Raw genomic sequence first — 20,030 nt, 5'->3', positions numbered from 1 at the left:
CGGGGATCGAGCCATGCGGAAAATAGCACAGGGTGTGGGGCCCGGGTAACTCGATCCTCGTTTGCCGCTTATTGCGCAACTTCGTGTGACATGTCGCGATGCAGGGTCCATCAACGCACAGGTCGTGAGGCAATTGCAAACAAAAAAAGCCGGCATTCCATGCCGGCTTCTTTTTCAGGCGAGGCCCGAATCAGGCGCTCGCTTCTTCACTCTCTTGTTGGTCTTTACCCTGGCGCAGGAACTCGAATTCCGGTTCGTTGATGAAGGGAGAAAAGACGGGAGAGTTCAACGCGTAACCGCGGTTGTCCTTCTGCTTTTCGATTGCTTGATTGAGGTATTCGATGGCTTTTTCGCGATCGTCTTCTTCCATGGCCATTTCAGCTTCCAGGAACAGGCGGGTTCCCTCGGCGATGATGTCGGACTTGTTGAGGATTTCCCGCGCCGATTCGCGGTCTCCGGTGTTCATGTGGTAGGAGACCATTTTGAGGGACAAGGCCTCGGGATCTTCTTCCTGCGTGACCAGGTGGCGGTCGGCGATCGTCTTGAACTGGGAAAGGCGGTGTTTGGTTCCGGAAGGCAATGCTTCGTCGGCCAACAACTTGACCATGGCATCGGAAGCTTGTTGCCATTTCTTGTCGTGAAAAGCTTGGATGGCTTGATCCAAGGCGGCGTTTTTTGTCATGTTGTGCGAAACCCCTGAGTGGAAGGTTCTAAAACCCAATCGTAAGCGATCACCCGGATCACCCACTTTGGGTAAAATCCAAGAACTGGATATTCTAGTACATTATCCAACTCGGTTCCAAGTGTAAATCCCGTGAGAGTCCGGTCGTCACGCCGTTTCCACACGCGTTCGGCGGGTTGCGAAGGCCGGGGAATCTGTCCATAATTAGGGTCGCCGCGGCCAACCGTGGCTTCAGCGCATCTTGGAGGTACCCGGCACCGATGGCCCGATACATGAAACGCTATATTCACAAAGAAGGCATGTTCAAAGTCGTGGTGATTGACGGCACCCAGATCGGTCGCGACCTGTTCTCGACCTTGAACTGTTCGCCGATCGCCCTGCAACTGCTGACGCAGGCGACCACCGGAGCCTTTTTCCTCTGTGCCGATCTCAAGGTGGACGGGGTCGTTTCGCTGAAGTTCGAGGGGCCCGGCCCGATCGGCGCCCTACGTGTCGAAGCCAATACTCTCGGCCATGTGCGTGGGACCGCCGACGATTTGGGCGTGCATTTCGACCCGGAACCGGACCGGGGTTTGTTTCAGCAGGCCGTGGGGGTCGGTCAATTGACGGTGCGGCGCCGTCTGGACAAGAACGACAAGGTCTTCACCAGCGTGGTGCCTACCTCCGAGGGCGAAATCGCCTACAATCTCGCCAATTACCTGTTGAGCAGCGAGCAGATTCCCTCCGCCATCCGTTTGGGCGTGGTGCTGGATCCGGAGCAGGGAATCGCGGGCGCGGGCGGCATCATGATTCAAGGCATGCCCGGCGCCAATCACGACATGCTGTTCGTGTTGGAACAGCGCCTGACCGAGATCGCCGATTTGGGGTCCTGTTTCTCCGAGACGGACGGGCATGCGCGCGTCATGGATTTCCTGTTCGAAGGCATTCCGCTCAAACACCTCGCCAACACCGAGGTGCGTTACTTTTGCGGTTGCAGTCAGGAACGTATTTTGGAAGTGGTTCAGTCCCTTTCCACCCGAGACCTGAAGGAACTGACCGAGGCCGATCAGGCGATCGAGATTCGTTGCAACTATTGTCACAAGCCCTATGAAGTGGGTATCGATCATTTGAACCGGCTGTTGGAAGAACGCGGAAAGGCCTCCTGAGGGCATCGATCGAGAAATTCCTTGCGCGTCTTCGGTTTCCCGGTCGTTTCACTCCGCACCGGTCATCCCGTGGGCCTCACGTTTTTTTGATGCGCATCGGCGCTGACCAGATGCGATGATTGCCGTTCCCATTGGAAACCACCTGGAGGCGGTATGCGGCTTTTGTTTTTCAGCACCAAGTCCTATGAACAGGCCCTCTTCACGGAACAACTGGATTCCTCGCGTCACTCATTCACGTTTCTCGAACCGCGCCTGACGCTGGAAACCGTTCCGCTGGTCACCGAGGCCGAGGCGGTGTGTGTCTTCGTCAACGACGAATTGAACGAAAAGGTGTTGGCGGAGCTAGCCGAACGAGGGGTCCGTCTCGTCCTGTTGCGCTGTGCGGGCTTCAACCAAGTGGATCTGGTCGCCGCCGAGCGATTGGGTCTGCAGGTGGCCCGGGTTCCCGAATACTCACCTCATGCCGTCGCGGAGCATACCCTGGCCTTGATGTTGTCCCTCAATCGCCGAACCCACCGCGCCTATTTGCGGACCCGCGAATTCAATTTCAACCTGGCCGGCTTGATGGGTTTCGATCTTTACGGCAAGCGGGTCGGCATCGTCGGGTTCGGCAAGATCGGCTGCTGCGTCGCGCGCATCATGCAGGGTTTGGGTTGCGATGTCCGGGTTCACGATCCCTTCGCCGCCGAACCGGCGCCCGAGGGCATTCGTTTTTCCGAGTTGGCTCCGCTTCTCGAGACGAGCGACGTAATCACGCTGCATTGCCCTCTCAATCCGGATACCCACCACCTGATCGACGGTGCCGCGTTCGCGCAGATGAAGCCGGGCGTCATGCTGATCAACACCAGTCGCGGCGGCTTGGTCGATGCCAAGGCCGCCATCGCCGCCTTGAAATCGGGCAAATTGGGTTATCTGGGGCTGGACGTCTATGAGGAGGAAGCCGATCTGTTCTTCCAAGATCTCTCCGATCGCGTGATTCCCGACGACGTGTTCGCCCGACTGATGACCTTTCCCAACGTCTTGATCACCGCCCATCAGGCCTTTTTCACCAGGGAGGCCATGGCCCGTATCGTTTCGACCACTCTGGCCAATCTGGACGGTTTCGAGCGGGGAGCGGTACCCCAGGAAAACCTGGTCACCGCCTGTCGTCGCCAAGGTTCCTGATGAACCCGTGAGTGATCGCGCTCGATCGGTGATCGAACGTCGCCGTTCGGGCTTTTCGGTGTCCATCGGAGCCGGGCTCGGTGGCTCGAATGGTAGAATTCCGAGAGGACGTCCCTGGATTCGGTGTATCGTGCTCCGATCCGGGGTGGTCCCCATCCTTTCCGTCATCTGGAGATTGAACGGTGTCTTCGCGTTTCCCCATTCCAGCGCAGACCTTTCGCTTCGAAGAAGAAATCCAGCGCAGCCGCTTCATCACCACGGTAGCTCACGCGCCGACGTCAGCCGAGGCCCACTCCTTCATCGCGACCCTTCGCGAGGAGTTTGCCGATGCCACCCACAATTGCTGGGCGTTCCTCGCCGGACCGCCGGGCACTTCCGGCCAAGTGGGGATGAGCGACGACGGGGAGCCCCACGGCACCGCCGGACGCCCGATGCTCGCGGTGTTGACCCACTCCGGCGTGGGCGAAATCGTCGCGGTCGTGACACGGTATTACGGCGGTACCAAACTGGGCAAGGGCGGGTTGGTGCGGGCCTACAGTTCCGGCGTGCAACAGGCCTTGCAGGCCTTGCCGACCAAAGAGAAAGTGACCTACGTCGAAGCCCGTCTGATGCTGGGCTACAGCTACGTCACCCAACTCAAGCTCATGTTGACGTCGCTCGAAGTGGAAATCGACGAGGAAGAATACGAACTGGACGCTTCCTTTCGGTTGCGCGTACCCGAGGAGCGATGGTCGCAGTTCCAGACCGAAATCGAGGGACTTACCAACGGTCAGGCCCTGTTGGAACCGGAAACGGCGGATCGCTGAATTCCGGGGGCGAGCGGTTGTCGCGCATCCGGTTGGCGGCTCGATTCAGCCGGCGCGATCCGGCGGCGTGGTTTCCAGGAGGTTCCTGCTCTTTTGTCGTTGGATCAGGTAATCCAGGTGTTCCTGGGCCTTTTGCGCGACAGACGACGGCTTGATCTTGGTCAGTTCGCGGAAGAGGGGGATGTCATCGCTGAATTCCTGGATGCCGCGGTCGAATACCGCCTCGCGCACGACCTGGGAGCGATCGGCACCCATGGCGCGCAAACCCGCCAGCGGGACGTTGGGGTGGGCGGCGACCATGGCGCGCACCTCGGCAACCTTGTCCTTGCTCAACCGCTCGAGGATGCCCACGCTGAGTTTGAGGTTCTTGGCCAGGGTCATGCGAACGTTCTTGTCCTTCTCGCGTGCCAGCACGCTCTGAATGGAGCGTGGGATCGCCGGGTTGCGCGCCAGGCAGAGCCGCACGTCGCGATAGTCGGTGGCGAGTTTTTCCATCACGTAGACCGGAATGCGCGGATTGCTGGCCAGGGCCCTGCGGAGTTGGCGCAACTGCTTGCGCAGCAGGTGGCCCGCGGTCGATTCGCTGAGGTTTTGGTGGCCCGCGACGGCGATTTGGATCGGCAGGTGATTGACCATCGAGAGTTTTGCCAAGAGTTCGCTGGATGTGGAGCGATGTTTGGACACCGCCAGCCGAATCTGGAACTCGGAGGGTTGATTGATGGATTCCCAATACGCCGCATTTTCCAGTTGCTCGGCACTGGACCGAGGATCGGCGCACAGGCGCAGCCAGGATTTGATCATTTCCGCTTGAGATGGCATGTTGAACTCTTCGGTGATGGGATGATGAGGTTCGGGTCTGGTGACAACAGGGCGTCCCATACGACCGGGATTCGCCGGTAGGTGAGGGTTTGGGGGCGGATGCGATGTGAACTTCGCTGTTATCGTGGATTTATTATAACCGCAAGAAAATTATAAAAGCGACTCCACCTGAACGTGCATTTAGGTTTGGGTGTCCGCCATTTCGATCAGATCCATGATGGTGGTGGCTTTCAGGTATTCGCGGAAGATGTTGTTGTAATCCGTGTACAGGCGGGACAAGGTGGGCGCGATCGCCGCGCCGATGGGACATTTCTTGTTCGCTTTGTGGGGCGTCAGGGCGAAAAAATTCAAATCCTCGATGCACACGCAGAGATCCAGCAGTGAAACCTGATCGGGGGGACACACCGCTTCGATGCCCCCTTTGGCACCTTTGTAGGTCTTGATGTACCCACCCTGGGCCAATTGACTGCAAAGTTGGCGCAATCGCGAGGGATTGGCGTTGGCACTTTTGGCGATGTCGTCAATTCGCACGCGATCGCCCTCGTTCCAGGCGAGGTACATCATGATGTGCGCAGCGGTGGAAAGCCTGGTCGATCGGCTCATGCGATCCTCCCTCGGGTGCCTATTTTTATCGGTGATCCGGCGAAAAGCTTGATACTAAAAATAGTAGGGTGTGAATAACCTTTGCAGGTTACACACCCGCTTCCAGGCGTTTAGAAAGGCGGTACGCCAAACTTCCCGAAACGGGGGCGTGGGTGGTTGGGTGCGGTGAATCCCGACGATTTTGGCTTGCCGGCACGCGGAACTTCAGTCCAAGCGCTTATTTTCTCAATGGTTTGTGTTTCATTTTTATTCGATTTGAAAACTTTGGTTCGATGTGTCGATTTTTCGTTTTGGTGTGTCTGGCGAGAAGAATTCGCTTTTCCGGCATGGTTCCACGATTGGGGTGTCGAGTGCCTTGTCGCCGGCCCGATTCGATCGATTTCTCCCATTCACGGCATCGAACCTCGCTTTCGCTGATCGCGCCCCCGTGATACGCTCCGCTCCGGGACGGCCATCGATCGACGGGTTTCGCCTCGTTTCGTGCGCGGGCCCCATGCCGCCGAGACCGCACCCTGATAGATTTCAATCGTTCGCGATTCTCAATTCGATGACGGCATCGGCCGATCGATGCCTTATCGCCTCCGTGGCGTTATCTCTTCACCTCTGGAGATTGCATGGAATTCCAGCAGCTTGACGGCACCGTGACCCTGCTCGGAGCGGATTTTGCCGCGGTCGGAGCCACCGAGATTCTGGAAACCGGCCCGGGCATCGTAGCCGGAATGACCGCCGGCAAGAAAGCCAGCGTGCGGCGCAAGCGCGACCCCAACGAGGATGCCGCGGTCGTGGTGCCTGCGATCGAGGACGGTCGGCTTTTGATGGTCGCCGATTCTCATTTTGGCGACCTTGCTTCGCGGGTGGCGGTTCAACAGGCGCCGGTTCGTTTCGCCCACGCCGACGGGCCTGTTCATCAGCGGCTGTTTCTGACCCATTACCTCATCGACGAGGCCATCAAGGACGCCAAGCCGCCCGAAGCCGATCCCGGTTGCGCGACGACCCTGCTCTCGGTGTTCATGGGCCGCGATCGCATGTTCTATTGCAGCAGTGGCGATTCCTATCTTTGGTTGATTCGCGATGGCCGGCTGATCCAGATCAACCAAATCGAACGCGGGGTGTTTCTCGGAGAATCGCATCCCAATCTTTTTGGTCTGCAAGGCCACTTGGCGTCATACGGACTTGTGGACGCCTTGAGCTCGCCTCTCCAGATCGCCATGGCCTCGTTCGTGGTCTCCGACTTGAAGGTTCTCGCCGAAAAGGGACGCACCAACGAGGATCTGGTGCGCGAAAGGCTGGACACCCTGGTTCGGGTGACCGAGCTCCACCCCAAGGTGGCTGCCGAAGAGTTGCTGCAGCCGTGGCATGCGTTGTTTCTGGGCATGGACCACCGTGTGCCCGATTTCGGCCAGCTCGCCCTGGCTCCCGGTGACCTGGTGTTTCTCGCGACGGACGGCATCGAAGAAGAATTCAGCGACTGCTCCCTGAAGAAACTGGAGACGATTCTGACCGGCGCCGGTGATCTCGAGGCCAAGGCGACCAAGGTGATGAAGGCCTGCATGGGTTGGGGAGGCGGCCGCGACAATTTGGCCTTTCTCCTGGCCAAAGCATAAACGTCCAAGTTGGCCAAGCCGGCGGTTCCCGCCGTCGGCTCCAGCACCATGAAGCCGCGGGAGCCTGCAGATGGGTTCACTCCCGGGACGTAGCCCTCATTCCTGTTCGAGCTTGTGGACCAGGGTGCCCAATCGATCTTTCAGGCGCGCTTCCGGCTCCAGTTTGTACTGCTTGCGCAACGGCTTGAGATAACGCTTGCTCTTGGCGTGCTCGAAGGCCTTGATGGCCGCCTCGCGATCGGTGGAGTCCTTGCTCTTGAGGTAGGGCAGCGCGTGTTTGAGATCCTTTTCGTCGCCGAGCACCGCCAGCGGCAACAGGGAGCCGTAGGAGTAGGGGGCCTGCTTCTTGACGATCGGGATCAGGTGCTGGGCCGCCGCGCGATTTCCCAGAAAGGCCAGGGCGATCGAGGCGTCGCGGGCCAGCAACGGGTTCGCCAGTTGATCGATCAAGAAGTCGTAGGCTTCCTTGGCGCCGAGTTTGCCGAAGATCGGAATGATGGCGGCGCGCACCTCGGTCGCCGAGGACTCGCAGATGCGGATCAATTGGGGCACGTCCTCCGGACGGGCGTTTTGGCCGATGCGCCGCCGCGCTTCCAGTCGCTGGGCGGCGGTACCGCTCTCCAACTGTTTGATCCAAATGCCGATGCGGTTGACGAAGTCCTGGGCCGTGGTGTCCGCATTCCCCTCGGAGAACAAACCGTCGTGGTACAGGTCGATCAGGCTCTTTTGGAGGTCGCCGATCGAGCCGAATCGCTTCTTGGGATCGTGGTCGAGGCAGGTCAGGATGGCCCGTTCCAATTCCTCCGGGAAGTTGGGAATCATGTCGCGCGGATCGCGGAACCGGCCGACGGTCCGTTTGCCGGTAAACACTTCGTACAGGATGGAACCGATCGAGTAGATATCGGTTCGATGGTCGACTTGGCCCGGCTCGGCCTGCTGTTCGGGCGACATGTAGCTGAGGGTGCCCATGACCATGTTGGTGTGGGTCAGGCGTGTGTAATTCTCGCGGGAAAAAAGGGAGATGCCGAAGTCCACCAGGCGTGGCAACCCGTCTTCGCCGAACATGATGTTGCTGGGTTTCAGGTCGCGATGCACGATGCCCAGGCTGTGGATGCAGGCGATGCCGTCGCAGACCTGAATCATGATCTCCAGGCGCCGGCGCGGTGAAAAGCGCTCGAATTGACCCAGGGACCCACCGGAAAGATATTCCAGAATCATGTAGAAGCGCTGCTCGTAGGAGCCCGATTGGTAGATCTTGACGATATTGGGGTGGTTCAGGCTGCCGATCACCCGCGCTTCGCGCTGGAGCCGGCTGCGCATGGCGGGATCGCCCGAATACTTTTCGTGCAGCAGCTTGAGCGCGGCCTTCTGTTGGTTCTCCAGGCGGGTGGCCCGGAAGACTTCCGAGGAGCCGCCTTCGCCGATTTTCTCGTGAATTTGATAGCCGGAAATTTGAATCAAATTCACTCCTCTCGAACCGTGATCGGGAGGATCCCCGGTTTGTCGGCCAACTCGACCAAAACCCAGGCCCGACCGTCGTACATGGTGCTCACCGCACCCGTCGCTACCGCCCGCACGCGCGGCAATCCGTCCGGACCCTCTGGTTCCAGGCGTACCAAGCGAAGCGGCGCCGATGGAATGCCGAAACAGACACCCACAAACTTAACTTGATTGGGGCGCCGTTGCAATCTTTTTAAAACACTGGCTCGATAGCGGATGAGCAGTTTTTTCGGGAGGTTTTCCATGGGGTGCATGACCAGCTCGAACGGCAGCATGCGCGCGTAGGAGGTGTTGGCGTGCATGCGCAGGCTGAACCGAAGCGATGCGGATTTGGCGTGTTTCGGCGGGAACCGGTAGCGGCGCCGTCGCACCGCGACCGGATCCATGGCGACGGGATGATCCTGAACGGTGATTTCCGGGGCGACCAGCTCCGGGCTTTGAATGAAAAAGGCTTCGCTCTGCCAACAGGTGACGGTTTGAACCGTCGTTTCCAAATCCGAAAGCGGTTGGCATTGGGTGACTTCGACATCCGGCAGCTTGCCCTCGGAAACCTGTGCCGTCAACACACTGTGCTTCGAGTCCACCGCCGTGGTAGGCCGCGGCATGGTGTGAATCGGACATTCCGGCTGGTCCACGTAGGTGGTGGTCGCGGTTTCGAGGATACATCGCACCGCATACACCCGGGGATAATCGAATTCCCGCTGTATCTTGGCCAAGAGTTGGCGAAGTTTGGCGTTTAATCCTGTGCCTTTTCCAAGCATAGCGTTTTGAGTGCCTTTTCCAATCGCTCTATCGGCTCCACCAGATCCATGTGCTTCGATAGCTGAATGATGTCCTTGAGCAGTGCTTCTTGTTGGTCCGCGGGGATCTGGCCGAATACGACGCGCAGGGGATGGGGATCGCTGCCCCCTTGCAGCAACACTTCGTTCTCCTTGGCGCGGGTGACCGTGCCCCGCTCTCCCAAGGCCGCGAACTGGGTACGTTGAATGGCGACAAGGGTCAGCTTGTTGGCTTCCTCGATGTCGAAGAGCTGGTGCTGAGAGACCACGTAAAAGGCGGGCGAGACCGTGATCTCCTTGAGAAGGGCGCCGATGATGACGTGGTTGCGAATGTACTGTTCCAGGACCGATCCGTAGATGATGCGCTGAACCTTGGTGGGGTTGACCGGATCGGTATATTTGAAATCCACGGGGATGCCGTGATGATCGGTGATCATGACACCGCCCACGTAAGCGTTTTGCTCACAAAGGGTAATCAGGTAACCGGGATTGGTTTGGGACATGGTCCTTCCTTGCTGCCCGTACGGTTTCGTTGAGCCCGAGCGGTGATGCGACGCGGCAGGCGATCGTCGAAGCCCAAACGATGGGTCGAAGGGAAGCGGAGATTGGTCGGTATGGATCACTTCCAGTTCACCTCTTTTTCAACCGTTCGTCAAGGCGGCAGTGCCACTTTTCACCGGCTCGTCCCCTATCGTTGCGTTGACCGGGTTTCGCGGCCCTGTTACGATGAGGATCCTCTCGCGAATCAACTCGGGCTGATCATGGATTCGATTTTCAAGCCCGCGAACCCCTCACTCGCGCTCCCCATCAGAGTACCCTCGTGTCCATACGACTTCCCGAGCCATCCTCGCTCGCACCCGAATATCAACTCCTGCTTCTGGCTGCGCGCGATCCCGATCATCCTCCGGATACCGGCCGCCTGGCAGCGCTTTGCGCCGGCGATTTGGATTGGGACTTCCTGTTGCGCGCGGCGCGGGAACACCGGCTCACGCCCTTGCTGCACCATTGGTTGAACCGACTCGGCGTCGAGGGGGTGCCCACTTCGTTCCGCGAGCGGCTGACGGTGCAGGCCAAGGGAGACGCCCTCAACGTGATGGGCCTCGTCACCCATCTCAAGGAGATTCGCGCGGCGTTCGATGCCGGCGGGATTCCCGTGGTCTTCCTGAAAGGTCCCATCCTGGGTCGCATGGCCTACGGGAGCATGGCGCTGCGTCCTTCGAGCGATCTCGACCTGCTGGTGGCCGAGCGCGATCGCGCACGGGCCATCGACCTGCTGCGCGAGCGGTTGGGTTTCGATATGGACGCCCACCGGCTGGACCGGCTCTCGCCGCGCCGGCGCAAACACCTGCTGCACCATACCCACGAAGCGACGCTCGGTCATTCGCGGGCCGGCCTGGTGCTCGACCTGCACTGGCGGGCCTCCAAATTCGATCGAACCCAATTCAGCGATTGGGAGACCTTTCACAGCCGCCGGCAAGAGGTCGAGATGGCCGGCGAGACCTATCCCTACCTGGGAACCTGCGACCTGGTGGTGTATCTCGCCTGTCATGGCGCACGCCACCATTGGCAGCGATTGTTCTGGCTCAACGACCTCGCGGTGCTGATCCGGAGGTGGCCCGATTTGGATTGGGGCGCCGTACTGGATCGGGCGGTGGAAATGGGTGAGCAACGCGCCCTGCTGGTGGGCTTCGCCCTGGCTCATCACTGTTTCGAAGTACCGCTGCCGCGCCCCTTTGCCGAGGCCTTGGCCGACGAACCGATGGTGGCTGGGATGGCCGAACGCATTTTTCGGGTTCTTTTCGCCCAGACGGGACCCCAGGCCGAACTGCCGGTTCACCTGCCGGCCTTCTCGATGGCCCGATGGACCTTCGACCTGACGCCGGCCTTCTCCAAGCGCTTCGCCCTGACCCTGAAGTTCCTGCTCGTTCCCAATCGCCGCGACTGGGAATCTTTATCGTTGCCCGACTTCCTCTTTCCCGCCTATTATGTGCTGCGCCCGCCGAGACTGGTCTGGCAGTACGCCCTGCGACCGCTTTTCCGCCCGGGATCGCGTCGCAAAACCGCCAAACCCTTGGAGCACGGCTCCTGATTCATCGGTTTTTTCGGCCCCGACCGGGGACCGGGTCTCGATCTCTCCTTCGGCCCCTTGTTTCGCTTTCGTTCCCGGGTGAATGTACCTATGATGGGAGCGAAGCTTCGGGGGGTGGAGCTCGGCTTCCATCGAAGGGGTGGATCACCGCATGCGGCCACGTCTCCAGCGCTTCATCCGTCGAATCGCGTTTCCGGCGCGGAATTCCAACCTTCGAGGTTCTCCATGAGCGACATGAACATCCCCTTTATCGACTTGAAAACTCAGTACCGCCGTATGGAAGATCGCCTGCGTGCCCGCATCGATGCGGTACTGGATCACGGTCGCTACATCAACGGTCCCGAAGTCACCGAATTGGAAGAAAAGTTGGCCGAGTTCGCGGGCACCCGTTTTTCCGTGGCCTGTTCCAGCGGGACCGATGCCCTGCTGATGCCCCTGATGGCTTGGGATATCAAGCCGGGCGACGCCGTGTTCACCACACCGTTCACCTTCATCGCGACCGCTGAAGTCATCGCTTTGTTGGGCGCGACCCCCGTCTTCGTGGATATCGAACCCGACACCTTCAATATCTGCCCCAAGGCGCTCGAACGCGAGATCGAAACCGTCGTGCGCGAGGGTGAGCTCAATCCCAAGGCCGTGATTCCCGTCGATTTGTTCGGCCTGTGTGCCGATTACGACGCGATCGAAGCGGTAGCCGCGAAGCGCGGCCTGATCGTTCTCCAGGATGCCGCCCAATCGATGGGTGCCGAGTACAAGGGCAAGCGGGCCGGCTCCATGGGACGCGCCGCGGCCACCAGTTTCTATCCCGCCAAACCGCTTGGCGGTTACGGCGATGGCGGCGCGGTCTTCACCGATGACGAAAACCTGTACCAGATCCTGAAATCCGTTCGCGAGCACGGCCTGGGTCACCATCGCTACGAAAACGTGCGCATCGGCATCAACGGGCGGCTGGATTCGCTACAGGCCGCGGTGCTGCTGACCAAGCTCGAGGATTTCCCCGAGGAACTGGAGGCCCGCCAGCGCGTGGCCGATTGGTACGGCGCCAAGCTGAAGACGGTCACGACTCCCGTGGTTCCGGAAGGCTACCGCAGTGCCTGGGCCCAGTACTCGGTATTGGTGGATCAGCGGCAAAACGTGTTGGATCGCCTCAAAGAAGCGGGGATTCCGCACACCATCTACTATCCCAAGCCGCTCCACCTGCAACCGGCCTTCGCCAAACTGGGTTATCAGACCGGCGATTATCCCGTTTCCGAATCCGCCTCGCGCCGCATTTTCAGCCTGCCGATGAACCCCTTCCTCGAAGAGGCCCACATCGATCGGATCGCCGAGGTCCTGAACGGCTGAGCCGGGGTCGGTGGGACGAATCGCGGCTTTTTTCGATTTTTTCCGAACCGGGCCAACCAATTCCACATCGCTTCCGACATACCAAGCAGGGAGGGCCCCGTTTGCATGGGCTTCTCCCTCGCCTTCCCGGTGGGGCCGGTTCGTGATTCGAGCCGGGTGCCCCGCGCCGTGAGGCACCAATCATTTCGTCGGGAGAGAGACAATGATCGTTCATGCCGGTTTTGCCCGCACCATCCTTTGCGCGGCCAGCGTTCTGCTTCTTTCGCACCTCCCCGTTTCCGCGGCGGGAGACATCAACATCGATCGGACCTTTCAAGTGGGTGCCTCCCCGGTCCTGAACCTGGACACCCACAAAGGCGAACTGAAGATCCGGCCCGTCGAGGGCGATGAAATCGTGGTGAAGGCCCGGATCCGCGCCGAAGAAGGAACCGAGGAACTGGATCTGGTCGACGTTCGCTTTCGTCAGGTGGGCGATCGCGTTTATGTCGATGTGGATTATCAGGAAACCCGCTTTTGGAACAATTGGAACAACGGTCATCGCATCCTTCCGGCCGTCGATTTCGACATTACCGTGCCCCAACGAACCGAACTGCGCGTCGACAGCCACAAGTCGGACATCGACATCGTGGCTCCGGACGGTCGTCTGACCCTCGAAGCCCACAAGGGCAGAGGCCAGATTCGCGGGGTACACAGTGACTTGCGGTTCGAAACCCACAAGGGCGATTTCGACATCGAAGTCACCGAATTGGCCGATCTCGACATTTCCACCCACAAGGGATACGTCAAGGTTCAGGTTCTTTCGGGCGACAATTTCCGCATTCGCGGCAATACCCACAAGGGCGATCTGGCCATCGTCGGTCGCGACGTGCGGCACATCGTGCAACGCAACGGTTATTCGATCAATCACCGCGAAGGAACCGGCGACGCCATGGTCCAATTGGAAACCCACAAAGGCTTCATCGAACTGGCTTGGAAGTGATGCCGATTCGAAAACATGGCGACCTGCTTCACGGTCATCTGATTGACGAAGCGATTCGCTGAACAAAAAAGGCCCGGGCACTTGTGTGAGATGGGATGCTTTTGTGGTCCATACAAAAGTATCCGCGCCTCATCGCACACAAGCGAACGCCCGGGGTACACGAGATCGACGGGCTCGTCCCGCCGAGGTTACCGACCCTCGTTTTCACCACCCGGGCCTTACCGTGATTGATGGGCGATGAAACGAACGGGTTCCTATTGGTCCCGCCCCCCGCTCCGGCGGGCGACGATCGGTAACCTCCACGAGAGGAACACGGCGGTCATGGGATCGAAAAGGGGATGGGGCGCGGTGCCCCATCCAAAGACCGGCGTTGCCAAACGTCCAGGTCACAAGCACTCTTTTTTCCGCCGCGATACGTGATCGCGGCCCTGGGTCAGCGACCCAGTTGAAAGTCGATTTTCAGGGTCATGCGCACGTCGACCGTCTTGCCGTTCAGCTTTCCGGGAATGAACTCCCACTCTTCGACCGATTTGATGGCCTCGTCTTCGAAATTGAAGCGGCCCTTGCCCAGTTGGCGCAGCACCCGAATGGAATCGATGCTGCCGTCACCGCGCAGGACGGCTTCCAAAATCACGTATCCCTGCATGCGCGCTTTGAGGCCGCGCATCGGGTAGTTGGGAAGCACGCGACGGGTGATCACCGGCGGCTCCAACCCGGCCGCCGTCAGCTCCATCGGTCCGCTGTTCCGCTCGGGCGGGCCGGCGCCAGGATCGAAGGTAAAGGGGTTGTCGCTGTAGATGACGTCCGGCTCGTAGACTTCCATCGGTTCCAGCATGATTTCCGGTTCCATGGGTGTGGGATCGGGGACCGGAAGGAGTTTGCCCTTTTCCTGGATCAATTCCACCGCCTGGTTCGGCTGCTCTGGCGGCGGTTTGACGGTGATGTTGGGGGGAAGGTCCCTGGTTTGTTCCGGCACCGCGATCACCGGTGTTCCCGAAGTGGGAAGCGGCGCCCAGATCACCGCGAGCGCCAACAACAAGGCGCCGAGCACGGCCTTTTTCATGGCGGTGTGGTCCGTTCTGGTTTCGCCGAGCGCATGAAGGAACACCGAATCATAGGCAGGTGTGGACACACCATTTCCATCGGAGGGTACGATTGTCATAGTAAGTCTCCCAGTTGAAAAAACAGCAGTGTTATATGAGCGAAAGCGGATGATCCACTATGGATCCAAATGCAAAATGCGAATGGGGTGAATTATCGTGGTAGTGAGTGAGCGGTTCACTGCCACGACATTTCCCATGGAGAAAAAACGGGTATCTCGTTCGAGGGAAAAACGGGGTCACTGAATCTGGAACTGCACCGAGGGCTTGCGATTCTCGAACCGCAGGAACTGCGCGAGGCACACCCCGATCGAACCGTGGTCGCGATCTTCGCCCTGAAGACAGGGTGCGAACGAACGGTCGTACGATCGGTGGGAGGGGTGAACCAATCGGATCGGAATCTATTCGATGCTCGCGAAGCGCCGCACGCCGTTGGACCTCGCCTTTATTGAACAAATGCCTTTCATTCAATGCTTTATCGAACCCAGGCGGTCGATGTAACCATCATCGCGGCCCCTGGCGGATCCTTCCGGAATAGGCCGGGAGGCTCGGTAAGGCACTTGATGAAAAACAATTGAATGTCAGTAAAGGACGACGACGTACCCTAAAGATGGTTTTGGGTTTGAGAGGAGGCTTCAAGCAGTGTCACTGGTTGGATTTTGATACCTCTTCCCTGCAAAGGTAGTTGGATTGCAAGTCATAACTTCGGCTGTTGCGACGAAGCAGGGGGTGCTTCTTGCGACGTGTTGATGAAATAATCGAGAGAATTATTTTAAAAATCGGATGCTCCAAGTGGAGCGGTTGTGTCTGAAGCACTGAAATTTCAGGCGCAGGAGAAACAAGTGCTTTGAAGACAACTTGGTCGAGATAAATGAATTGATATTATCCTATTTGGAAGTTTCTGGATTTTTAAGTCAAAGAACCGTAAAAAGAGAGTAAACCAAAACGACGTTTAACAAGTGATCTATTGTAAGCCATTTATATTGAATGAGTTAGGTAGGGTGAGAGGTTTTGTCGTGTTCAACCGCGGCTGTTCTTTGCATGCCGATATTTCCGTTTCCGGATGACCGCTGGTTATAATACCTAATTGCGCGAGACCTCCGACCCGTCTCGGTTCGGGTTCATTCAAGTTGTTGAAAGAAAACACGTTGTTCGCGCAAGCTCGAAACCGGCCGGCGATGCCGTTCTCGAGCCTTATTCCACTTTGGAGCACTTCGACTTGAAGACCATTCGCGATACGGTACACGGCGACATCACCCTCACCAACGAGGAGATGCAGATCGTCGATACGCCCGAATTCCAGAGAATGCGCGGGATTCGCCAGCTCGGCACCTCGTTTCTGGTGTTCCCCGGCGCCCTTCACAGCCGCTTCGAACATTCGTTGGGTACCGCTTGGATCGCCAAGCGCATGATCGCCCGAATCAACAAGCGCGCCGAGCGGTTCGGTTTGACGCCACCGATTTGCGAGGAGCGGGCTCGCTTGATCGGTATGGCCGCCCTGCTTCACGACATCACCCACATCCCCTTCGGCCATACTTTCGAAGACGAGCGACGCATCCTGCCCGCCCACGACAACAGCGCCGAACGGCTTCACTACTTTTTCGACGGCGGCGATCTGGGCCGGGTCCTGGATCGGCTGGGCGTTCGCGAGGCCCTGACCGAGTTTTTCATTCGCGGGAAAAATGCCGATCCGGCCTATCCCTATCAACTCGTGGCGGGTCCCATCTGCGCCGACCTCCTGGACTACCTCAAGCGCGACGCCTTTTTTACCGGGCTCAATCTGGCCTATGACGACCGTATCTTCCACTATCTGCATTTGGAGGGCGGCCAGCTCTGTTTCGATCTCTACTCCGATCGGGGTTTTCGCCAGGATGCCTGGTCCGAGCTGGTGAACCTGTTGCGCATTCGCTACAGCCTGACCGAGCGCGTCTATTTCCACCACACCAAAATGGTATCCGGGGCCATGTTGTCCCGTTTGTTGGAGGCCCTGCTCGAGGAGAAGGCGATCGAGGTCGAGGAGTTGTACCGGCTGCGCGACGACAGTTTCCTGTACCTTTTGGAACAGCGCGTGGACCGCATTTCCGAATACCGCGATCTGCTTCACGATTATCTTTCACGCAAGCTGTACAAGCGGGTGTACATGGTGGCCCGCAACCCGCTGGATCTATCCCATCCGGATCCGGAATCCATGAAGCGTTTCCAGAACGATTTCCACTTGAACCATCAAGGTGCCCGGTCCCGGCTGGAACGCCGTTTGGCTCGGCATCTGGGCATTCCCCAGGCGGCGATCATTCTGTACGCCCCGGACATCCACATGCGGCTCAAGGCGGCCAAGGTGCTGGTGCGCATCAATGCCGGCCCGCTTCACAGCCTGGGCGATTTGAAGCATCCCGAGTTGGAGGCGTTGAACAACCGACACCAGGCGCTGTGGAAATTCTATCTGTTCATGAGCCCGCGCTACGAGGAACACTACGTCAAAGCCGCCAAATTCCTCGAGCGCGAGATCGGGTTGCCGAACCAGTTGGAGCTGTTCAACAAGGGACAACTCACGCTGAACTTCTAACGCGTGCCCGCTCGGTAACCGCGGTTTTTCGAAATGGTTCCTCGTAACCTGCAGGTTCTCATTGCACACTGTTATCGGCCGTCGGGTGGGAAGGAATGGCACCTCATTCCCGGCGTCTGGGTTCCTCGCTTTCCGCGACCTCGTCTTTCTTGTCGTTGCCGCGAAGCTGGCGGTACCCGTTCGACACGCCTTTGGCCAATTGGCGCGAGGGATTGCCCAGCAGTTTGCGGTTCCAGATGTGGCGTTTGCTGGCCATATAGTACATGGTGCCGGGAGGTACCAGTTGCCCGGGCTTCTTTCCTTTTTTGCTGACGAACACCAACTTCGAACTCGTTTTCTTTTCGCGAACGTGAACCAGCATGTTGTCCTTGAGTACGTGGCGGAACTGGCGCCAGACCTTGAACGTGATGATCAGTTGCTGGTCCGAGTCCAGCTTGAAGTCGATCACTTCGCCGATCGGGTCCGAATCGACCATGACCAGGTCGCCTTTCTCGAGGCCGAACGCCGAGTGGCTGCGGACGTGAAAGTGTGCGGGTTCCAGCTCCGGATCCTGAATGGCGTCCAGTGCCCCTACCGGCATGAAACCAAGTACCGTCAAGCTCAAGAAGAATCCCACGGACTTCATGAATCACCTCTCTACATGCGCTGAATCGAATTTCCGAAGACACCGATAGACCTTCGATCACGTGGATCGACGTCATCCGGGTGACAGATTGTTCGTTTTCGCTGCCGTCGAGAGTGGTTGGATCGCGGCTTCTTACAGGATCACGAGGTAGTTGCGCCACGGGCGAGATGGGGGTGTGATCGTGCCGGTGATAAATGTGAGACACCGGCAACTCTGCCGTAAGATTTGAAAAAAGGCCCGCTCTCCGTGCTAGCGACCCACACGAGGTCGTGAAAAACAACCTGCCGGGTATCGAACCATGGGATCTTTCACTTATAATTGGCACAGGAATAAGCGACCTGATTTCAACGGTATCGTTTCCATGCGAAGACTCGCGCGACGCAAGGGGTCTTCGAGGTGGTGTCCCGTCCTCGCGATTCAGGTTCCCGGCATAGTTCAGAAGGTGGGTATGAAACGTCAACACTCTATCAGTGCATGCCGGAGGTTCTCATGACACACCCGGATTGGGATGCCTTGTTACAAGGCCGCATTTCCCAGGAAGCACGTAACGAATTGGCCGACCTCATGCGCCAGTCCCCTGAAGCGCTCCGTGACTTTCGAGATCACGTTCTGGTCGATTCCATGCTGGCTCAGGTCTATGCCGCCACGCGGTTCGCTTGCCCCGATATCGAAACGCTCGGGGGAATCGCGACAGGCAGTCTCCGAGCCTCCAACGAGGACTTGATTCACCTGGGTTTGTGTCGCGCTTGCCAGGAAGAAATCAGGGAAATCGAACAATTTCATTCGGAACTCGAAGCACCCGAACCCGAGAGTGGCTGGACCCATCTCGCGGCTCTGGGGCGGCGGTTCCTCGAAAATCTCGCCCCCCCTCGCGCGGTGCCCTTGTTTGCCGCCAGCGACGTGGTGAAATCGAATTTGCCGGCCGTCACCTGCGAGCCCCTGAGCCAGCCGGTCACCTTTCACGTTTCCGGTGGCGTGATGCACCTGGAGCCCTGCCGTCCCTTGCAGGAGGCTCTGAAAGTGCGCGTCATTTCCGAAAGCGGCGAGTCCGTCTTGAGTTTCGAAGGGAGCGGTCCCTTCACCATCAATTTGGAACAAGTTTGGGAAATCCACATCGGCGAAAAGTGAGGTATGCGTGGCGCCAGTGCCGTTTGAACCGGAAATGTTGACCGAAGAGTTGCGCAAGCGCGTGATCGGCAGCCTTGTGCGAAAGTCCAAGGATTTGGACTGGCAGCGTGCGGAGGAATACACGCAGAACGCGGCTCTGAAAATCCTCGAGACCCATGGTCGCGATCCCATCGTGCTGAAATCGGGGTTGCTCAACTATTGGTTGACCGCGGCATATTACCTGTTTCTGGAAGAGCGTCGTCGTGCCAAGACCCTGCGAAACCATTGGGGAGAGCCGTTGCGAGAATTCGCCGACGAGGGCGAGGAGAGCGCACCGGTCGATATTCCCGACGAAAAGGGACCCAAGCCCGATGAAGTCCTGATCGAGAAGAACAAGATGGAGGGGCTCAAACTGTTGGGCCGCCTGATCGGACACATGCCGGGCGACTGTCGTCGCGTGCTGGTGGTGTATACCCAACAACGCGGCGGTGATCTCGCCGAAGGTGTCAAACCTCACGAAGCCCTGGATATCACCCGCCAAAATTACGACGTCAAGGTCCATCGCTGTAAGAAGAAGCTGAAGGAAATCCTCGTCAAGAAAACCTGGTTCCAGAAGAACCGCAGCATGTTGCTTTCTTGATTTTTATTGATGCGACATCTTGAATTCGATGCGCTCACGCCCCTGCCGAGGGCGTAGGCGATCCGGGGCTTCGCACCGGTGAACCGTCTCGCGACGGGACCGACGGGACGCCCCTTTTCCAGTCGATCGATATCCAGTGAATGGGATCGCGGATCCGACATACATGGTCCGGCCGCGGATTGTCGCCAGAGGCACCTCTCTTTTTTTGGGTGCATCGCACGCGCATTCCCGCGAGCCGGCCCGCTTTGACGAATGAAGTGCACCGGGAGAGGGTGCCTCGAGGGAGGTTCGTTCCATGAGTCCCAAAACGCCGATTGCCTTGAACCTGGACGAAGTGTGGGAAGTGTTTCTGGAATACATGCGCCATCGAATGGTGCCGACCGAGTATGAAACCGTCGTAAGGCCGATGGTGCCCCATGCCTCTACCCCATCAGAATCCCATTCGAGAAAAAGGCCCGTCCGTCCCCTGAACGCTGCCGAC

The 20,030-nt window shown here is 58.6% G+C and carries 18 protein-coding genes; 10 read left to right on the top strand and 8 right to left on the bottom strand.

Annotated elements, in window-relative coordinates:
- Window positions 1-190: 190 nt before the first annotated feature.
- Entirely contained in the window at window positions 191-682 is a 492-nt protein-coding gene (locus J3U87_RS14230) for a hypothetical protein (RefSeq protein WP_237383716.1), read from the bottom strand.
- A gap of 272 nt (window positions 683-954) precedes the next feature.
- On the opposite strand from J3U87_RS14230, the gene J3U87_RS14225 reads away from it, so the two are divergent.
- From J3U87_RS14225 to J3U87_RS14215, 3 genes are all read left to right on the top strand, one after another.
- Window positions 955-1,827 carry an Hsp33 family molecular chaperone HslO gene (locus tag J3U87_RS14225; RefSeq protein ID WP_237383715.1) on the top strand — a complete coding sequence of 291 codons (873 nt, stop codon included), beginning with the start codon at window positions 955-957 and terminating at the stop codon, window positions 1,825-1,827.
- A 153-nt stretch (window positions 1,828-1,980) separates the two neighbouring features.
- Window positions 1,981-2,991 carry a 2-hydroxyacid dehydrogenase gene (locus J3U87_RS14220; protein WP_237383714.1) on the top strand — a complete coding sequence of 337 codons (1,011 nt, stop codon included), beginning with the start codon at window positions 1,981-1,983 and terminating at the stop codon, window positions 2,989-2,991.
- A gap of 182 nt (window positions 2,992-3,173) precedes the next feature.
- Window positions 3,174-3,797 carry a YigZ family protein gene (locus J3U87_RS14215; RefSeq protein ID WP_237383713.1) on the top strand — a complete coding sequence of 208 codons (624 nt, stop codon included), beginning with the start codon at window positions 3,174-3,176 and terminating at the stop codon, window positions 3,795-3,797.
- Window positions 3,798-3,842: 45 nt separating this feature from the next.
- Here J3U87_RS14215 and J3U87_RS14210 read toward each other — a convergent pair whose 3' ends face one another.
- The gene (locus J3U87_RS14210; protein ID WP_237383712.1) at window positions 3,843-4,616 is read right to left on the bottom strand and encodes a hypothetical protein; all 774 of its coding nucleotides are present in this window, start codon (window positions 4,614-4,616) and stop codon (window positions 3,843-3,845) included.
- A gap of 180 nt (window positions 4,617-4,796) precedes the next feature.
- Window positions 4,797-5,219 (bottom strand): Rrf2 family transcriptional regulator, encoded by a 423-nt coding sequence (locus J3U87_RS14205; protein ID WP_237383711.1) that lies wholly within the window; start codon window positions 5,217-5,219, stop codon window positions 4,797-4,799.
- 614 nt (window positions 5,220-5,833) lie between these two features.
- Here J3U87_RS14205 and J3U87_RS14200 point away from each other — a divergent pair.
- On the top strand, window positions 5,834-6,823 hold the full coding sequence (locus J3U87_RS14200) for a PP2C family protein-serine/threonine phosphatase (protein ID WP_237383710.1): 990 nt from the start codon (window positions 5,834-5,836) through the stop codon (window positions 6,821-6,823).
- 96 nt (window positions 6,824-6,919) lie between these two features.
- Here J3U87_RS14200 and J3U87_RS14195 read toward each other — a convergent pair whose 3' ends face one another.
- The 3 genes from J3U87_RS14195 to J3U87_RS14185 form a co-directional block, all read right to left on the bottom strand.
- On the bottom strand, window positions 6,920-8,284 hold the full coding sequence (locus J3U87_RS14195; protein WP_237383709.1) for a serine/threonine protein kinase: 1,365 nt from the start codon (window positions 8,282-8,284) through the stop codon (window positions 6,920-6,922).
- A 2-nt stretch (window positions 8,285-8,286) separates the two neighbouring features.
- Entirely contained in the window at window positions 8,287-8,994 is a 708-nt protein-coding gene (locus J3U87_RS14190; protein WP_237383708.1) for a hypothetical protein, read from the bottom strand.
- Window positions 8,995-9,059: 65 nt separating this feature from the next.
- A complete protein-coding gene (locus tag J3U87_RS14185; RefSeq protein WP_237383707.1) occupies window positions 9,060-9,605 on the bottom strand; it encodes a hypothetical protein in 546 nt (181 codons plus the stop codon).
- Between the two features lie 317 nt (window positions 9,606-9,922).
- On the opposite strand from J3U87_RS14185, the gene J3U87_RS14180 reads away from it, so the two are divergent.
- From J3U87_RS14180 to J3U87_RS14170, 3 genes are all read left to right on the top strand, one after another.
- A complete protein-coding gene (locus tag J3U87_RS14180; RefSeq protein ID WP_237383706.1) occupies window positions 9,923-11,191 on the top strand; it encodes a nucleotidyltransferase domain-containing protein in 1,269 nt (422 codons plus the stop codon).
- A gap of 234 nt (window positions 11,192-11,425) precedes the next feature.
- Window positions 11,426-12,535: a DegT/DnrJ/EryC1/StrS family aminotransferase gene (locus J3U87_RS14175; protein ID WP_237384498.1), complete on the top strand. Its 1,110-nt coding sequence runs from the start codon at window positions 11,426-11,428 to the stop codon at window positions 12,533-12,535.
- A gap of 202 nt (window positions 12,536-12,737) precedes the next feature.
- Entirely contained in the window at window positions 12,738-13,514 is a 777-nt protein-coding gene (locus J3U87_RS14170) for a DUF4097 family beta strand repeat-containing protein (protein ID WP_237383705.1), read from the top strand.
- A gap of 433 nt (window positions 13,515-13,947) precedes the next feature.
- Here J3U87_RS14170 and J3U87_RS14165 read toward each other — a convergent pair whose 3' ends face one another.
- The gene (locus tag J3U87_RS14165) at window positions 13,948-14,676 is read right to left on the bottom strand and encodes an energy transducer TonB (protein WP_237383704.1); all 729 of its coding nucleotides are present in this window, start codon (window positions 14,674-14,676) and stop codon (window positions 13,948-13,950) included.
- A 1,157-nt stretch (window positions 14,677-15,833) separates the two neighbouring features.
- Here J3U87_RS14165 and J3U87_RS14160 point away from each other — a divergent pair.
- Window positions 15,834-17,177: an HD domain-containing protein gene (locus J3U87_RS14160; RefSeq protein WP_237383703.1), complete on the top strand. Its 1,344-nt coding sequence runs from the start codon at window positions 15,834-15,836 to the stop codon at window positions 17,175-17,177.
- A 103-nt stretch (window positions 17,178-17,280) separates the two neighbouring features.
- Here J3U87_RS14160 and J3U87_RS14155 read toward each other — a convergent pair whose 3' ends face one another.
- Window positions 17,281-17,802, bottom strand: coding sequence for an MCE family protein (locus J3U87_RS14155; protein WP_237383702.1), 522 nt, complete (start codon window positions 17,800-17,802; stop codon window positions 17,281-17,283).
- Between the two features lie 489 nt (window positions 17,803-18,291).
- Between J3U87_RS14155 and J3U87_RS14150 the strand changes: the two genes are divergently transcribed.
- Both J3U87_RS14150 and J3U87_RS14145 read left to right on the top strand, forming a co-directional pair.
- Window positions 18,292-18,930, top strand: coding sequence for a hypothetical protein (locus J3U87_RS14150; RefSeq protein WP_237383701.1), 639 nt, complete (start codon window positions 18,292-18,294; stop codon window positions 18,928-18,930).
- A gap of 16 nt (window positions 18,931-18,946) precedes the next feature.
- Complete coding sequence (locus J3U87_RS14145; protein ID WP_237383700.1) at window positions 18,947-19,549, top strand: RNA polymerase sigma factor; 603 nt, start codon at window positions 18,947-18,949, stop codon at window positions 19,547-19,549.
- The last annotated feature ends 481 nt before the right edge of the window (window positions 19,550-20,030 follow it).

The organism is Sulfidibacter corallicola (assembly GCF_017498545.1).
Classification (GTDB): domain Bacteria; phylum Acidobacteriota; class Holophagae; order Acanthopleuribacterales; family Acanthopleuribacteraceae; genus Sulfidibacter; species Sulfidibacter corallicola.
The sequence above is the reverse complement of the archived record's forward strand: the minus strand, read 5'-3'. Positions and strand labels throughout refer to the sequence as shown.

What these genes read in the sequence shown, in the direction of transcription:
- J3U87_RS14185 (WP_237383707.1), bottom strand. Translation starts at nt 9,605, where the DNA reads ATGTCCCAAACCAATCCCGGTTACCTGATTACCCTTTGTGAGCAAAAC.
- J3U87_RS14155 (WP_237383702.1), bottom strand. Translation starts at nt 17,802, where the DNA reads ATGAAGTCCGTGGGATTCTTCTTGAGCTTGACGGTACTTGGTTTCATG.
- J3U87_RS14210 (WP_237383712.1), bottom strand. Translation starts at nt 4,616, where the DNA reads ATGCCATCTCAAGCGGAAATGATCAAATCCTGGCTGCGCCTGTGCGCC.
- J3U87_RS14225 (WP_237383715.1), top strand. Translation starts at nt 955, where the DNA reads ATGAAACGCTATATTCACAAAGAAGGCATGTTCAAAGTCGTGGTGATT.
- J3U87_RS14175 (WP_237384498.1), top strand. Translation starts at nt 11,426, where the DNA reads ATGAACATCCCCTTTATCGACTTGAAAACTCAGTACCGCCGTATGGAA.
- J3U87_RS14165 (WP_237383704.1), bottom strand. Translation starts at nt 14,676, where the DNA reads ATGACAATCGTACCCTCCGATGGAAATGGTGTGTCCACACCTGCCTAT.
- J3U87_RS14205 (WP_237383711.1), bottom strand. Translation starts at nt 5,219, where the DNA reads ATGAGCCGATCGACCAGGCTTTCCACCGCTGCGCACATCATGATGTAC.
- J3U87_RS14200 (WP_237383710.1), top strand. Translation starts at nt 5,834, where the DNA reads ATGGAATTCCAGCAGCTTGACGGCACCGTGACCCTGCTCGGAGCGGAT.
- J3U87_RS14230 (WP_237383716.1), bottom strand. Translation starts at nt 682, where the DNA reads ATGACAAAAAACGCCGCCTTGGATCAAGCCATCCAAGCTTTTCACGAC.
- J3U87_RS14220 (WP_237383714.1), top strand. Translation starts at nt 1,981, where the DNA reads ATGCGGCTTTTGTTTTTCAGCACCAAGTCCTATGAACAGGCCCTCTTC.
- J3U87_RS14150 (WP_237383701.1), top strand. Translation starts at nt 18,292, where the DNA reads ATGACACACCCGGATTGGGATGCCTTGTTACAAGGCCGCATTTCCCAG.
- J3U87_RS14170 (WP_237383705.1), top strand. Translation starts at nt 12,738, where the DNA reads ATGATCGTTCATGCCGGTTTTGCCCGCACCATCCTTTGCGCGGCCAGC.